Origin of the sequence: Streptomyces sp. NPDC006385, assembly GCF_040612485.1 — a bacterium.
Lineage (GTDB): Bacteria > Actinomycetota > Actinomycetes > Streptomycetales > Streptomycetaceae > Streptomyces.
The window spans coordinates 1-14,471 of the sequence record NZ_JBEXQG010000059.1; the positions used below are offsets into that span (position 1 = coordinate 1).

Below are 14,471 nucleotides of genomic sequence, written 5' to 3' on the forward strand. Positions count from 1 at the left end.
ACCTGGGCCTTCATCACCTGGGTCGCCTACGCCGCCTACCTCCACGCCCGCGTCACTGCCGGCTGGAAGGGCCGCCGCGCCGCCTACCTCGGCCTCATCGCCTTCATCACCTTCGTCTTCAACTACTACGGCGTCAACATCTTCATCACCGGACTGCACTCCTACGCCGGCGTCTGAGGCCCTGGCCCACCACAGCCGGAATCCGCACCGCCGCGCCGGCCCGGACGGGGCTGTGCCCTCCCGCTCGATCCCCGCGTCGGTACCCGTCGCCGGTCATGAGGAAGTCCTGTGAGAACAGGCGGGGCTTCCGCCGTGAGGAGCCTGGCGGAAGCGAATTCCACGATGCGCGAAGTGCCCGGGGAGGAAAAGGAACGGGCGCGGACGGGAGATGGGGACATCCGTTCGGACCTCGCTCCGCGAGCCGCTGCCGGTCTCGGTCTCTCGACACGGGCGAAGAGACCATTGTCCTTGGTGGGCCACTGGCCAGCACCGACGCAGCGCACGGCCGACCGGCGCGACGGGGGGCCTCCGCCCTGAGCTGCCGAAACCTCCGCGAAGCGGATTGATCACGCGCAGGTCCGCACCCGGCCCGCCGGTGCCGTACCGCCGACTTTTCGGGCCAGTCTCCGTTGCCGCGGCCGAGGGCGGGGACAGACGCACAGAGGCGGCACACACGCGCTTCATGGCTTCTTCATACCGGCGACTTAGCGTCTGCACACGTCAGATGAAGGCTGCGGAACTCGGGTCCCGGACGTCGTGACCACATCCGTCCGTGCTCCTGTCCGTGGAGCGGCCCATGGTCCTGACGGCTGGCTGCGGCCCGCTGACCGGGAGGAAGGGAACAACGTCTTTCCCTCCCGTTCTCCGTGTACGGCGTACGAAGTCCGCCTGCCGCCGTCGCCGGGCCAGCGCACGCCCCCTACGGCTGCGCCTTGGCGTACGCGCACTCAGGAGCCGTACAGCCGTACCGCGAGATGCCGCACCGAGGCGGCGGCCGAACCCGAAAGGGTCAGGATCATGGCTCAGACACGCCGCACGCAGACCGCCAAGGGCCGGGCGGCTCGCATGCAGGCAGACGCTCGGGCCGCGAGTGCTTTGGTCGGCCCGGCAAGCGGGTCGGGCACTTCGGCGACCGCGGCGCAGGAGACCCACACGACCGTTCCGGCAGCGCTCGCGCGCGGGACGGCCGCGACGCCTGCTGCCCGTGCTCAAGTCCCCGCGGGCATCCGGACGCCGACCGGCATCCCGCCGACGCGGTCCCACCCAGCGGCCGGACCCGCCGAACCCACCGGGTCCGAGGCGCGGAGCGGGCAGGTACTCGGCGCACGGGCCGTGGGCGGAGGGTGCGCCGCCATGATCGCGGAAGCCGACCCGCAGGGTCTTGGCGCCACCTACTGGTTCGAAGCTCACCCGAGTGCCGCGCCGTACTCGGTGACGATCCGGTTCTCCGGCACCCGCATCCCCGTCGACGGCGAGCCCCGGACCGATGACAGCTTCGAACGTATCGAGCGGGTCGACGGCATCACCGCGGGCATGGGCAGGATCGCGGTCACCACCCGCGCACAGGGCATCCGCTCCGGCACCTGGCGGGTCACGGCGACCCCCGTCGTCCAGATCGGCACGCAGACCGGCACCACAGGCACCGCCCCGAAGCCGGCCGCCCTGCCGCGAACCGTCACGACGGCCGCGACGCGGCTGGCCCCTCTGGTCCGCGGCCCCGGGGTGAGGCCGTTCGTCTGGCCCGCTCTGGTCGGCCTGGGCACGGTGGTCGCCATCACCGTCCAGGCCGCGCTGCTCGCCCGGGCGAACCTCGACGTGGCGGCCGCGGTCATGATCTCGATGGTCGCCAGCATGGTGGGCTTCCTCGGCGCGAAGTTCTACTACCTAGCCCTGCACCGTCGGCATCCCCGCCACTTCGTCACCGCCGGGACGTGCATCCAGGGGTTCCTGCTCGGCGCGATCGGCACCCTCACGGTCGCCGCGGCCGTGTTCGGACTTCCTGCGGGCGCCTTCCTAGACGCCACCACCCCGGGACTGTTCTTCGCCATGGCCATCGGACGGCCCGGGTGCTTCTTCGGCGGCTGCTGCGCGGGACGGCCCACCAACTCGCGATGGGCCCTGTGGTCCTCCGATCGCCGCCTAGGCATCCGCCGCTACCCGGTCCAACTCGTGGAGGCGGCGGTGGCACTCCTCCTCGGCGTCGCGACGCTGGCACTCGTGCTCGCCGTGAATCCCCCGGTCGGCGGAGCGGTCTTCGCCGGTGCGGTCGCCACCTACACCTTCATACGGCAGCTGTTGTTCCCGCTACGCGCGGACCCGCGTACGCCCCGTGGCCGCGGACTGACCATCGCCGTCAGCACGGCCGTCATCATCGCGGCCGTGGCAGTGTCCGCGGCCGCCTGAACGTACCTGCCACTGCACCACGTCCCAGCCTGAGCGGGGCATACGTGGTGCGGAGCATCCCGCGCTCACAGGCCCGGACTGCCGACTCGACGCGGTAACGTGCGCCCGGTTTCTCCGGCGGGTCACTCCGGACCGCGTGAGCCTTCGGGCCGGCAGGACATCGAGGAGTGTCCGACTGGTCCGAACCATCCGTTCCCCGGCATTGGCCGACGAACGCCGGGTACGGGGATCGCTGGAGGTCCATGACCACGGCGTGCGCTCCGTTCGCGGAGCGCAGTCGAGGGCGGGCCGTCCGGCCTCCGCCCACAGGCCATCCGTCGCCGCCCATCTACTGGTAGGTGTGCCAGTGGGTGTCAGGGCCGTAGCAGAGCCAGAGGCCGGTGCCGTCGATGGTGACGCGATTGCCCCTGGTACGCGCTGCGGGTGCTGCGGTCCTTCTCGATGCGGATCTGGGCGAGGGTGCGGGTCAGAGGACCTGCCGATTTCGCGGGTGTGTTACGCGCCAGGCGCCATCCGCATCAGGGGAGCCACCCGTGATCATTGCCTCGTATCGAGGTTCTACAGGAGTGAACCGCCGTGCCAAGTCGCCGGCCGCTGCTAGCATCCCGATCGTGATCTCGCGCGCTCCGCTCCCGCTCCGGCTGGTGTCCAGGGTGCTGATGGCCTGCGCGCTCACTCTCTGTCTGACCGGCGTGGCCCGCCCGGCCACGGCGATGGTGATGTCCGCTCCGATGGAGTCGATGGAGCGGATGTCCGGGGCCTCGGATGTGGCCCTGCCGACCGCCCGAGCAGCGACGGTGGTCGACTTGCTCAGCTCGGAGGACTCCTGCCCCTCCAGCCCCGACGACTGCGCCCAGCCACCGGGAACACCGTCCCACGGCACTGCGGCCGCCCCAGCCTGCGCCGACGGCCAGCAGGAGCCCGTGGCCGCCGTCCAGCCAGGGAATCGACGCTCCGGGGTTCCCCCGCCCGTCGAGTCCGTTTCTCCTCCTGATCTGCACCGGTTGTGCGTGTCCAGGACGTGACAGTGCCCCGTCCGCATCGTTTTTCTGCGGACGCCTCGCCTCTCACGTCCGTTTCGGCACGCCGCGTGCCGCCATTCCTGTTCAGGAGTCTTGACACATGCCGTCGTCTGTCGCGTTGCTCACTACCGGTCTCTCCACCGGTCTGCTCGCCGGCGGTGCCTCGTGCGCCGCCGTCCAAGGGGGCTTGCTGGCCGGCGCGGTGACCCGCCGCAGCCCGGCCACCCTGTCACCCGCCCCCGCACCGGCTCTCGTAGCAGCCGGTTCCCGCCGCAGCCTCGCTGCCCCGTCAGTCGCCGCCCCGGCGCAGGGCAGCCTCGGTTCCAGGTCCGCAGGGAAAAACGCCGCTCAGGAGGAGGCCAAGACCCTGGTGCCCGTCGGCGCATTCCTTGCTGGAAAGCTCGTCTCCCACACCCTCCTCGGAGCGCTACTTGGCGTCTTCGGTGATGCACTGCAACCCGGCCCGCGCGCCCGGGCCGTCATGCTCATCGCCGCCGCCATCCTCATGGTGCTCTTCGCCCTCGACCTGTTCGGCGTCAAGGCCGTCGCCAGACTTGTCCCCAGGCCCCCGGCCTCCTTCGGGCGGCTGCTGCGGCGCAGCGCCAAGACCGACTCCGTCGCCACCCCGGCCCTGATCGGCCTGGCCACGGTGCTCGTGCCGTGCGGGGTGACCCTGTCGGTGGAACTGCTCGCGGTCACCTCCGGCTCACCGCTGGCCGGCGCGGCGGTCATGTTCGGGTTCGTGGTCGGCACCGCCCCGCTGTTCGCCGTCCTCGGCTACCTCTTCCGCCGCACCAGCCGGGCCCTGTCCGGCCGCCTGGCCGTCGTCACCGGCGTGGTAGTCCTGGGGGTCGCCGTCTGGACCGCGGCCTCCGGGCTCCAGGCCGGAGGCTGGGCCACCTTCAACTTCAACGACCAGCACGCCGCCGCGGCGGCACCGGCCCCGTCGCAATCCCCGGGCTCCACGGCGGGCAGGCAGAAGGCGACGGCCGACGGACCGGTCACCATCGACGCCGCCGGCAAGCAGACCGTCGTCCTGACCGTCACCGACTTCTACGAGCCCACCCAGTTCACCGCCAAGGCCGGGGTACCCACCACCCTCATCCTGCGCGGCAAGGACTCCGGCGGGTGCGCCCGAGCCTTCACCATCCCCGAACTTGGCGTCCAGGAGATCGCCAAACGCGACGGCGACACCAAGATCGACCTAGGTACCCGTAAGCCCGGCACACTCCGCTTCTCCTGTGCCATGGGCATGCAGAGCGGCACCATCAACTTCCAGAAAGGCGCGTAATGGCATTGTTCAGCCGTAAGAAGGACGCGGAGACCGTCCCGCAGGTGATCCTCAAGGTCGAGGGCATGCACTGCAGCAGCTGCGGCCTGTCCATCGACGATGAACTGGAGGAGATCCCCGGCGTCCGCTCGGCCCGCACCGACGTGCGCAGCGGACACTCCACCATCCGCCTGGAGGAGGACGCGGCCGTGGACACCGAGGTCCTTGTCGCCGCGGTGCAGCGCGCCGGCGAGTACACGGCCCGGCCCATCGGCTGACGGACGAAAGACGGCGCGGGCCGGCTGGGCGACCCCGGTCGGCCCGCGCCGTGGCAGCACGTTACTCGCCACGGTGGCTGCTCGCCGATCTCGAACCGCGAGCGGCTGAGCCGCCAGGGTCGCCGACATCCGAAGCCGGTCAGTGCATCCGCTCTGGCGCCCCGAGGCGTGGAGGTACTCGCCCATGGCCATGGGGGGCTGTCAGCGTCGCTGGGCTGTTCCGGACCGGCTTCCCGGTGAGCCTTGCTCTGCCCCATGGCTTCACCCGGCACCGGCCGACTACGGGTTCTGCGTTTCACACAGCCCTGCATACGCGGTGTGGAGCGGCTTGGGCGCGTCGGGTACGGCGATCAATGGCATGCTTCTCCCCAGCGACTTGGTCTCCGCAAGATCGTCTCGATCACTGGTGATCGCCGGTCCATAGGTCTGCAGCTTTCCGGTTCAGCCAGTGAAGCCGGGGCCCGGCCACCGCCGCCTTGACCAGCCGCTCCGGGTAGCGGTCGATGCAGAACAAATGAGCCGCTTACTCCACCAGTTTGACGCCGGCCACGAAGGGGGCTTGAAGAGGTGGTGGCCGCGACCGCGGAGGCGCCGCCTCCGGGCGCCGTGGTGAACGACCACCGTCGCGGCTCCGCCCGAGCGCGAGACCGCGGACCGCGCCCGAGACCAGCACACCAGCGTGCCCGTCGGCCCAACGGCGGGCCGGGCAGGCAGGCGAACCGGCAACAGCCAGGCGGCATGCACGGCGGTGACCGACCCGGCACCTCTGCCCGGCCGGGCGTTCGGGCAGAGCAGGCGTCGAGACGGCAGCCGTCGGGTCCAGCGCGGTTGTTGCCCTGCCGAACCTACTCAGCGGCAGGTGGGCCGTTGTGGGGCGGGGCCGCCCCTCGATGGGTGGCCGAGTCTCGCTGTGCGGCCTTGAGCTGGTCGATCTCGGCCCGCAGACGGACGGCCTCGGCGTCCTGGGCGTCGAGGCCAGCGTGGGGTTCGGCTTGCTTCTCCGGCTGATTCTGCTGCTGGTACCGCCCCATGTGCCACATCATGAGGCCCATTCCGATGGGGCAGGCCAGGAGTATCAGGGCAAGCAGAATGGTCTCGGACATCTCTACACCTCCTAACTGCGGGGTGGCGCTGCTGTGGTTCGAGGGCTCGTCGGCCGTGAGTCCGCGACAGCGCCGTCGGACACCGCTTTCCCTGCCTCCGGCGTGCCACAACCGGTGACCGCGCTGATGCCGATCCCCGTGTCGAGGGCTTTGCCGGCGGAGCTGGGACGCAGACTCGCCCCAGCCCCTCTCCCAGCCGCGGCGCCCTCATGCACCCTCCGTACACCCCTGCGCCAGGATGTGCGCCCGCCGCACTGGGCATCGTCCTGGTATCGGTGCAATGCGACCCGAGGGAGGCTCATGCACGGACCACCGCTGGTGGGTTGGTTACTGGTCGCCCTCACCGCGGGCACGGGAGTGTTGTGCCTATTGCGCGCGGGGGCCGGAGACAGCACCGGGCCATGCGCACGGCGCACCGCCGGTGCCGAGGCCGTGCATGGCCTCGCCATGGCGCTGATGGCGGTGCCCCTGACCATGCCCGGCCAAGGAGTATGGCAGACGCCGCTACTCATCGCGATATACAGCGCGCTGATACTGCGCACGTTGCTCTTCGCACGCGGCGAATGCCACCGCGCCCATCACACCGTCGAAGCAGGCGCGATGGTCTACATGGCAGCCACGATGATGACCGCCCCCGTCGGCGTGGATATGAGCTCGGTGGCGGGCATGGGCCACGACACGATGGGGGTGCCGACTGTGAACGCGCTGATGCTTGGCTACTTCGGCGCCTACGTACTATGGGCGGGCACGCGGATCACCGCTGGGCGGCCGGCCAGCGCGGAAGGAGCCCGGTCGGTCGGCGTAGCTGGGGTCGGCTTCCCAATGGTGCTGCGCGCGCCGGAGGTGGGCGCCGCATGCCGGGTGTCGCTGGCCGTCGGTATGTTCGTCATGACGCTGATGATGTGAGCCGGGCGCACGAGCAGCGGCCGGGAATTATGCTCGGCCGTCATGCAGGGCCTCGACCTCTCCGGCAGGAGGTCCTCATGGGTCGCTTGGTCCACCGTCCTTACTGCGGGCACCAGGTGCGGCGCGCTAAGGGGTGTTCCCGTGGCTGGAGAGCCGCCAGTAGTCGATCGTTACGGCGTCTACGCTGAGTGAAGCCGCCCTGGTCTCCGTCCCTAAGCAACGGCAGTCACCTGTGCGCCTTCGTGAGCGCCAACTGTGCCAGGCCGTCGACGTCGATGTCCTTGGCACTACGTACCCAATCGGCCTTCATGGCGCCACGCTTGCAGAACATCGCCATCAGGGTGGTGCTCTCCACAGCCTCGTGTGCACCAGACGCGCGCTCAGCGGGAGCGTGTTGACCAGCGAGCCTCCGGAAGCGCCGGGTCCGCCTCCTGGCGAAGTCGATGATCGTCCACGCGGCGACGCCATCCATCCCTACCACTCTGTCGCCGAGGCCGCCCATCCGCTCCTGTACTGATCAGGTTCTTCCTCCAACCGCCGCAGCTCCTCCCGCTGAAGCGGACTCATGCGGTCGTGGATAGCCCTGCAGATCGAAGCTTTCACCTCTGCGCGGACCTTCGGGGCCATCTTGTCGAACGTGGAGAGCACTCGATCGTGAACGGCCGCCCCATGGCCCGCCCGGCCCGATCCTCCCGGACCCAGCAGGTCATCCTGAGTATGGTTCCCTGAGACGGCACCGACGGCGAACAGCACTTCCACCGTTCTTCACCCACCGCCGCGCCGGTACCGCGTTGGTTCACCCCGAAGCCGGCGACGACGATGTGCCCAACGAGATGGCCATCTGCAGCCAGGCCGCCATCAGGTCCGCCAGCGTGGCTGTCGCTGCCCAGACCGCCAGTCCACGCACCACCATCACAACTCCCGGGGAACCGACGCATCTGTCTGCGAAGGCCGGGCTGGTCGTGGGCTCTGCGCCGCGGTCCGCACCGGTAGAGCACCGCGGAGCAGTCGGACCACATCGGCGAGGTCATCGCGCTCGGAGCGGCAGGCGGGGCAGCAGGCGAGGTGAGCTCGAATCCGGGGCTGCTCGTCGGACTCCAGCGCGCCGACGACGTACGCCCCGAGCCACTCGCGGATCTCGTCGCACCCTGTTGAAGGCTTCGGCATGGTCCCCTCACCCCTCTCGTTGCGTCCCAGTGCTCCGGGCGCGGTCAGGCGCGGGGGTCCGTGCCGGTGTGCTTGGTGAAGCTGACCGGCTGCTCGGCTTCGGCGGGAGTGAGGCTGTCGGCCCGGGCCTGGGCGGCCTTCAGCGTGCGCAATTCGGCCTGCAGGATACTGATCTGCTCGTCCAGGCCCGTCTTGGTGGTGGAGGTTGTGCTGGTTATGTTCTTGTCGGTCTTGCCGCCCATGCCGCACGCGCTGCCGGCCTGGCCCTTGTCCTGGCCGCCCTTCATCCCGCGCATCATGAAGATCATGCTCAGCGGGCACAGGGCGAGGATCAGCAGCGGCAGGGCCAGTACGAACCAGCCGGGCTTGAGCAGGAGCACGCCGACGGCGACAACACCGAGGCCGATGGCAGCCTTCTTGTTGAGGCACATGGTGATCACTCCGAGGGGTCGAGCGCCGGTCCGGTATACGGCACCGAACTGGCCTATGTCCGGAAGGTTAGGTTCGTGCTGTGAAGGATCGATGAGCTACCGATGGGCGGCCGATGTGCGTCCGAGGGACCGGGCAGATCCGGGCTGCTTCCAGCGGCGTGGCCCTGATCAAGGCGAACACCAGGCCAACCACGGACGTGGAGGCCGACATGGTGGGGCCGAACGGCAGCAGCTGGAGCGGGAGCTGCGTGCGGTGCAGCACCCGGGCGCGGTGGTGACCGCGCCCGGGTGTCCCGCTCCGCGGTGGCTTCGCTCCATTATCGGTGGCTCCTCTCAGTGGAAACGGTTCCGTCCAGCCGGTCTCCGCTTCCGCGGATTCCTCCAGGCGGGGTCTCTTCCTGGCCCGGTTCCGGTGCCGCATACCGCTCACGGGCTTCGGCTGCGGCCGGGCCGACAGCCGCCTGGGGAACGGCGGCCTCGCCCGTCACCACCGACGAGGACAGCCGTGCGGACCGGCGCAGGACGATGAAGGCGATGGCGGCGGTGAACAGCAGCAGGCTGGTCCACACGTTCAGGCGCAGGCCGAGGATGTGGTTGGCGGGATCTACGCGGAGCAGCTCGATCCAGCCGCGTCCGGCGGTGTAGGCGGCGACGTAGAGGGCGAAGACCCGGCCTCGGTCGAGGCGGAAACGCCGCTCGGCCCAGACCACGAAGGCGACCGCGCCGAGGTTCCACGTGGCTTCGTAGGCGAAGGCGGGGTGGTAGGTGGCGGCGTCCGAGGTGCCGGCGGGCCGGTTGACGGGGTCGATCTCCAAGCCCCAGGGCAGGGTGGTGGGCCTGCCGTAGAGCTCCTGGTTGAACCAGCAGCCGATACGACCGATCGCCTGCCCGACCAGGATGCCCGGCGCGGCCGCATCGGCGAGTGCCGCGAAGTCGATACCGCGTCTCCGGGCCGCGATCCAGGCGCCCAGCGCCCCGCCCGCGATGGCGCCCCACACACCGAGGCCCCCCTGCCACACGTAGAGGGCTTCGACGGGGTTCCGGCCAGGGCCGAAGTACAGCTGCCAGCTGGTGATGACGTGGTAGAGCCGCCCGCCGACGATGCCGAAAGGCGCGGCGACCATCGCGATGTCAAGGACGACGCCCGGCGCGCCGCCGCGGTTGGTCCAGCGGCGCTGGCCGATCGCGACGGCGGCGAGCACGCCGATGACCACCATGACCGCATACCAATGGATCATGAGCGGGCCGAGATTCAAATAGGGACTTGACGGGCTCGGCAGATAAGCCAGGTTCATAAGTCGCATCAACTTCGAGTGAGGTGAACAGCTGTGGGCGGGGGTGTGCCCTGTCGGCATGGAACGCCGGGCCGCCCCTGCGCTGTCCAGAGCCGGTCCAGCGTGTAGAAGAAGCGCTCCTGATGCGACGGCCTGCCGTGCGCGGGGCGGTCAGTCCATGCCGTGGTGTCCGTCCTTCGAGGCGCCGCCCATCATCGAGCCGCCCATCATGGAGCCGGACTCCATGCCGTCGGACATCATCTTCTCCATCTGCCGCCGCGTCTCGGCACGGTCTTCCTTCGGCAGCTGATCCGTACAGTGACGGATCATGGCCTTCCTGTCGCCATCGCTGTCCGCGCCGCGGCCCGATTCAGGACTCTGTGTGCTGGAAGGCTTGGGACGGGAGGGCGAGTCCGCAGCGAACGCGGTGGCACCGTACGCGCCGATGCCGCCGAGCACGAGGGTCGCGGCGGCAACACCGATGGTCCTGAGCTTGATCATTATTTGACTCCTCGTTCCAAGCGGGGCTCCTTGCGTCATTGACGCTAGGGACAGGGTGTGAAGGAGCGATGAAGCACCGATGTGGGGAGTCTGTGCTCCCCTCTGCCTAAGTTCCCAGGCTCGGGCGGATGGTGTGCTCACTCCTGCCTGCGCGAACGTGCACGGTGCCGTCCATGCAGTCCGATGTACGCAGGGAGTTGTGGACGACACGGTCTGCGGCTGGCAATGGGATCGCCACGTGGTTTACCCGCGCCATCTCTGCTGACGCTCCTGATAGGCCGTCGTGGCCGACACCCTGGCCAGGCCGTCTGGGCCGGCCAGGATGCGACGCCCGTCATAGGCCGACCGGCCGCGATCTGGCCAACGTCACGGCGTGGGGGCCCGTCACGTTCCCAGAGCGCGGCCGGGAAGCCTGCGGCGGCGGCCGGGAGCCGTGGCTCCGCGGCCATTTCGGGACAGGATGAGGGAAGCAGGAAAACCTCGTCGGTGTCCGCGGTGATCGCCATCGCTCGCACGCATCCGCACTGCGCCGCACGTCTCGTAGCCACTTTGGGTCCGGTGGTTGGGACGGTGTCCGTCGAGCCACGTCAGACCGTCTTGGCTACCGGTACTCCGTCAGTCGCCAGCGGTAGGGCGGTGCGGGGTTCGGGGGGCCGGCGGGAGGCGTCGTGTCCGTACCGTGGCCGGCGCGGTGGGCCAGGGCGATGCGCAGCCTGGCGCGGCCACGATGGATGCGGCTGCGTATGGTCTCGATCTTCACGCCGAGCGTGGCGGCGATCTCCTCGTACGGCAGGCCCTCGATGTCGCACAGGACGATTACCGTGCGGAACTCCGTGGGCAGCGCGTCCAGGGCGGCCTGGACATCTGGCTCGGGTTGCACGTCGTGGTGGATCTGCGCAGGGCTTGGCTCTACGGCTTGTACGCGATCGGCGGCCGAGTCCGCCAGGTACTCGAATCGGATGCGGGATCGTCGGCGGACCGTGTCGACGAACAGGTTGACCGTGATCCGGTGCAGCCACCCCTGGAAGGTGCCGCGGCTGTAGCCGGACAGGGACCGGAAGACTCGGATGAAGACCTCTTGGGTGAGATCCTCGGCGTCGTGCTGGTTGCCGCAGAGCCGGTACGTGAGCCGGTAGACCCGGTGGGCGTGGGTGCGGACGATCTCGTTCCAGTCCTGCGCGGTCCACGTCTGGCCGTCGGAAACGTCGACATCGGCCGTGGAGCGTTCCTGCGTACTGGGCTCGTCGCCTGGCAAGCTGTTTGCGGCTGCGGTCAGGACGGTCTGCTGTGTCATCGGTGCCTCCTCCTCTGGCTCGCTGAGGCATGGGTGCCCCTGCCGTCGGGGAACACGACGTGACATGCGCGGGGTGTCGTGACGTGGCCGTCCGTGCTGCGGTCGATACGACGTCAGCCGATCGTCGGCCCACGGCTCTGGGAGCATGCTCAGTGCCGGACGCGCCTGCCGCTTCTACGGTCTTGGGCTCGCTCCGACAACTGTGGTCGGGGCTCATCGCTGTTCCTCGTAACGCTTTCCCTTCGCCCCTGCGGTGAGCGCCGCCGGGGGGTCAGGGCAAAACTATGCGGAAGGGGATGAAGGGCCTGTGAAGTGTCCATGTTTTTACCGCGGAGGCAACGGCGGCGGCACATGCCGCGGATCCTTCTGGCCAGTGAGGAAGCGTCTTGCTACTTGCTGGTCACAGTTCCACTGACAGGATCGGGCTGCGGGCCCGGGAGACGCACGGGTAGATCACATCGCGGCGGTCGCGCTCGTCGGCGGAGAGTACGGTGTCGCGGTGGTCGGGAATGCCGTCCAGAACGCGCAGTTCACAGTTGCCGCAGAAGCCTTCCTCGCAGGAGGACGGAGCGTCGGGAACCGCCTCGCGGATGACCTCCAGCAGGCTGCGGTCGGCCGGGACGGGCAGCACCCGTCCGGTGCGCCGCAGTTCGACTTCGAACTCCCCGGTCCGGTCGGGGGCGCCGGATTTCGGCGGTTTGGGTCGGGGAGCAGCGAAGCGTTCGGTGTGGAGATGCAGGTCAGGGAAGTCCGTAATGGTCTTCTCCAGGGCGGCGAGCAGCGGTTCGGGGCCGCAGGCGTAGACCGCGGCTGCGGGCGGGGTGTCGGCGAGGGTAGCGGCAAGGTCGGGAAGGCCGTCGGTGTTCTCGGGGACCAGGCGTACTCGGTCGCCGCCGAGGTCCAGGACTTCGCCGGTGAAGGCCATGGTTGCGCGGGAGCGCCCGCCGTAGACCAGGCGCCACTCCCGTCCCGCCGCGGCCACGGCACGGACCATGGGCAGGAGGGGGGTGATGCCGATGCCGCCGGCGACGAAGAGGTAGTGGTTCGCCAGGACCAGCGGGAACTTGTTGCGGGGACCGTTGATGGCGATCTGCTGGCCCGCGCGCAGGCTGTGCACTTCCGCAGAGCCGCCGCGCCCGTCCGGCACGTGGAGGACACCGACGCGATAGGTCTCCCGGTCGGCCGGGTCCCCGCACAGCGAGTACTGGCGGATCAGGCCGGAGGGCAGCACGAGGTCCACGTGGGCGCCGGGCTCCCAGGCGGGCAGCCGCGCGCCGTCCGCGGCGGCGAGGTCGACGGCCACCACACCGTCGGCGGCCCTCCGCAGCTGCTGGACGACCACCCGGCGGGATCCGGGCGCCTCGCGCCGTGCCGACGGCTCGGCGGTACGCCCCGCAGCAGTGGGTGCGGCAGGACCGCTGGTGTCGGTGCGCCGCCCGATCAGTAGCCGGTAGATGACCAGGAAGGCAACGATCGCGGTCAGGGCGAGCGTCGTCCAGCGCACCGTGCCCTCGTCGGTGCCGGCGGTCAGAGCGTGGACGGTACTCAGCACGAACAGCGCGAAGGTGCTGGTGTGGACATAGCGCCACCACTGGTGCGGGATACGTGACTTGAGCAGAGAGGTGGTCTGGATGGCGGCGAGCAGGTAGAGGGCGATCACGCCCCAGGCCACCGCCATCGGCCGGTAGTCGGAGGTGAACGGGAAGAGGATCTGCACGAGTCCGATCTCCACCCAGGAGTCGGCGAGCAGACCGATCACATGCACTACCAGGAAGACCAGGGAGAGCCCGGACAGGAAGCGGTGCAGGTCGAGCAGGCGCCCCGCCACCACCTTCTGACCCAACACTCTGGTGGACACCAGCAGTCCCCACACCACCGTGGCCGACAGCAGCCACCAGGACGTCAACCCGCCGACGCGGGCGAGGTACCACCAGAGTTGGGAGTCCACGAGACAAACCTTTCCCAGGGCCCGGCGCTGTGCGCCGTGCCGTCTTCAGTCACGAGCAGGCCGGCGACCTTGTAGATCTCCAGCAGCGCGGCTCCGGCGGGCAGCCCGGCGATCAGCGCCGCCTTGGCCAGCACCTCCGCCCAGTGCGCCTCGCCGGCCACCACGGTCACACTGGCGACCTCGCTGATGGCGGGCGCTCCGCTGCCCGGGTCGATGAGGTGGTGCAGCTCCCGCCCCTGGCGATGCCACCGACGGCGCAGCCGGGTGGAGGTGGCGACCGCGCCTTCAGCGAGAGCCAGCCAGGCCAGGTCCGTGCCCGGGCGCGCCTCGTCCTCCACGGCCACCACCCAGGAGTCGGCGCCGGGAGCCGATCCCGCCGTACGTACGTCGCCGCCGAGGTTGACGCAGGCTCCCGTTGCCCCTGCGGCCATCAGCTCCGCGGCGACCAGGTCAGCCGCGTACCCTTTGCCGATGCCACCCAGATCAAGCCGCACGCCGGGAGGCAGGCGGACCCACTCACCGCGGAGCTCGATGCCCGCGCAGCCCGGGGCAGCGGGGGCATCCGGGGCACCGGTCGGCAGGTCGCGCGGTACCGCCTCGAACGTCCGGGTGTATCCGGCTTGCTCCAGGGCGGGCAGCACAGTCGGGTCGAACAGGCCGCCGGTCAGCTCCCAAGCCCGTACCGCGAGGGAGATCAGGCAAACCGTCGGCGTTGAGAGGCGAACCCACCGGCCGGGCGAAGCATTGAGAAGACACAGTTCGCTGTGGGCACGGAAGCGAGACCACCGCGTCTCCAGCGCCTCCAGGCGCGAGCGCGCCCGCGTCAGGAGTTCTGGTCCGCCGGCCACCAGCAGGTGGCCGGCGCTGCCCATCA

Annotated in this window: 15 protein-coding genes and 1 pseudogene; 7 read left to right on the top strand and 9 right to left on the bottom strand. The window is 69.8% G+C overall.

Translation table 11 applies throughout. The annotated features are described in order from the left end of the window. The 6 genes and pseudogenes from ccsA to ABZ078_RS32970 form a co-directional block, all read left to right on the top strand. Positions 1 to 177, top strand: a 177-nt coding sequence (gene ccsA / locus ABZ078_RS32945) for a cytochrome c biogenesis protein CcsA (protein ID WP_356581514.1), incomplete at its 5' end; no start/stop codon positions are given. A gap of 1,176 nt (positions 178 to 1,353) precedes the next feature. Beyond that, positions 1,354 to 2,403 (top strand): prolipoprotein diacylglyceryl transferase family protein, encoded by a 1,050-nt coding sequence (locus ABZ078_RS32950; protein ID WP_356581412.1) that lies wholly within the window; start codon positions 1,354 to 1,356, stop codon positions 2,401 to 2,403. Between the two features lie 611 nt (positions 2,404 to 3,014). Beyond that, on the top strand, positions 3,015 to 3,428 hold the full coding sequence (locus tag ABZ078_RS32955; RefSeq protein WP_356581414.1) for a hypothetical protein: 414 nt from the start codon (positions 3,015 to 3,017) through the stop codon (positions 3,426 to 3,428). Between the two features lie 97 nt (positions 3,429 to 3,525). Next, positions 3,526 to 4,716, top strand: coding sequence for a sulfite exporter TauE/SafE family protein (locus tag ABZ078_RS32960; protein WP_356581416.1), 1,191 nt, complete (start codon positions 3,526 to 3,528; stop codon positions 4,714 to 4,716). After that, positions 4,716 to 4,973 carry a cation transporter gene (locus tag ABZ078_RS32965; RefSeq protein ID WP_356581418.1) on the top strand — a complete coding sequence of 86 codons (258 nt, stop codon included), beginning with the start codon at positions 4,716 to 4,718 and terminating at the stop codon, positions 4,971 to 4,973. Before ABZ078_RS32960 ends, ABZ078_RS32965 begins: the two co-directional genes overlap by 1 nt. Before the next feature lie 146 nt (positions 4,974 to 5,119). Next, positions 5,120 to 5,453: pseudogene (locus ABZ078_RS32970) on the top strand (QacE family quaternary ammonium compound efflux SMR transporter). A 365-nt stretch (positions 5,454 to 5,818) separates the two neighbouring features. Here the strand turns inward: ABZ078_RS32970 and ABZ078_RS32975 are convergent. Beyond that, entirely contained in the window at positions 5,819 to 6,076 is a 258-nt protein-coding gene (locus ABZ078_RS32975) for a hypothetical protein (protein WP_356581420.1), read from the bottom strand. Between the two features lie 300 nt (positions 6,077 to 6,376). Here ABZ078_RS32975 and ABZ078_RS32980 point away from each other — a divergent pair, with 300 nt between their 5' ends. Then, positions 6,377 to 6,982, top strand: coding sequence for a DUF5134 domain-containing protein (locus ABZ078_RS32980; RefSeq protein ID WP_356581422.1), 606 nt, complete (start codon positions 6,377 to 6,379; stop codon positions 6,980 to 6,982). A gap of 226 nt (positions 6,983 to 7,208) precedes the next feature. On the opposite strand, the gene ABZ078_RS32985 is transcribed toward ABZ078_RS32980, so the two are convergent. The 8 genes from ABZ078_RS32985 to ABZ078_RS33020 form a co-directional block, all read right to left on the bottom strand. Then, positions 7,209 to 7,454 carry a hypothetical protein gene (locus tag ABZ078_RS32985; RefSeq protein WP_356581424.1) on the bottom strand — a complete coding sequence of 82 codons (246 nt, stop codon included), beginning with the start codon at positions 7,452 to 7,454 and terminating at the stop codon, positions 7,209 to 7,211. 440 nt (positions 7,455 to 7,894) lie between these two features. Then, positions 7,895 to 8,149, bottom strand: coding sequence for a zf-HC2 domain-containing protein (locus ABZ078_RS32990; RefSeq protein WP_356581426.1), 255 nt, complete (start codon positions 8,147 to 8,149; stop codon positions 7,895 to 7,897). 44 nt (positions 8,150 to 8,193) lie between these two features. Further along, positions 8,194 to 8,580 (bottom strand): DUF2933 domain-containing protein, encoded by a 387-nt coding sequence (locus tag ABZ078_RS32995; protein ID WP_356581428.1) that lies wholly within the window; start codon positions 8,578 to 8,580, stop codon positions 8,194 to 8,196. 317 nt (positions 8,581 to 8,897) lie between these two features. Beyond that, a complete protein-coding gene (lgt, locus tag ABZ078_RS33000; protein WP_356581430.1) occupies positions 8,898 to 9,875 on the bottom strand; it encodes a prolipoprotein diacylglyceryl transferase in 978 nt (325 codons plus the stop codon). A 150-nt stretch (positions 9,876 to 10,025) separates the two neighbouring features. Further along, on the bottom strand, positions 10,026 to 10,355 hold the full coding sequence (locus ABZ078_RS33005; protein WP_356581432.1) for a hypothetical protein: 330 nt from the start codon (positions 10,353 to 10,355) through the stop codon (positions 10,026 to 10,028). 601 nt (positions 10,356 to 10,956) lie between these two features. Further along, positions 10,957 to 11,649 carry an RNA polymerase sigma factor SigE gene (gene sigE, locus ABZ078_RS33010; RefSeq protein WP_356581434.1) on the bottom strand — a complete coding sequence of 231 codons (693 nt, stop codon included), beginning with the start codon at positions 11,647 to 11,649 and terminating at the stop codon, positions 10,957 to 10,959. A 400-nt stretch (positions 11,650 to 12,049) separates the two neighbouring features. Further along, positions 12,050 to 13,597: a 2Fe-2S iron-sulfur cluster-binding protein gene (locus tag ABZ078_RS33015; protein WP_356581436.1), complete on the bottom strand. Its 1,548-nt coding sequence runs from the start codon at positions 13,595 to 13,597 to the stop codon at positions 12,050 to 12,052. Beyond that, complete coding sequence (locus tag ABZ078_RS33020; protein WP_356581438.1) at positions 13,552 to 14,469, bottom strand: FAD:protein FMN transferase; 918 nt, start codon at positions 14,467 to 14,469, stop codon at positions 13,552 to 13,554. The genes ABZ078_RS33015 and ABZ078_RS33020 overlap by 46 nt, the downstream gene beginning before the upstream one ends. Positions 14,470 to 14,471 lie beyond the last annotated feature (2 nt).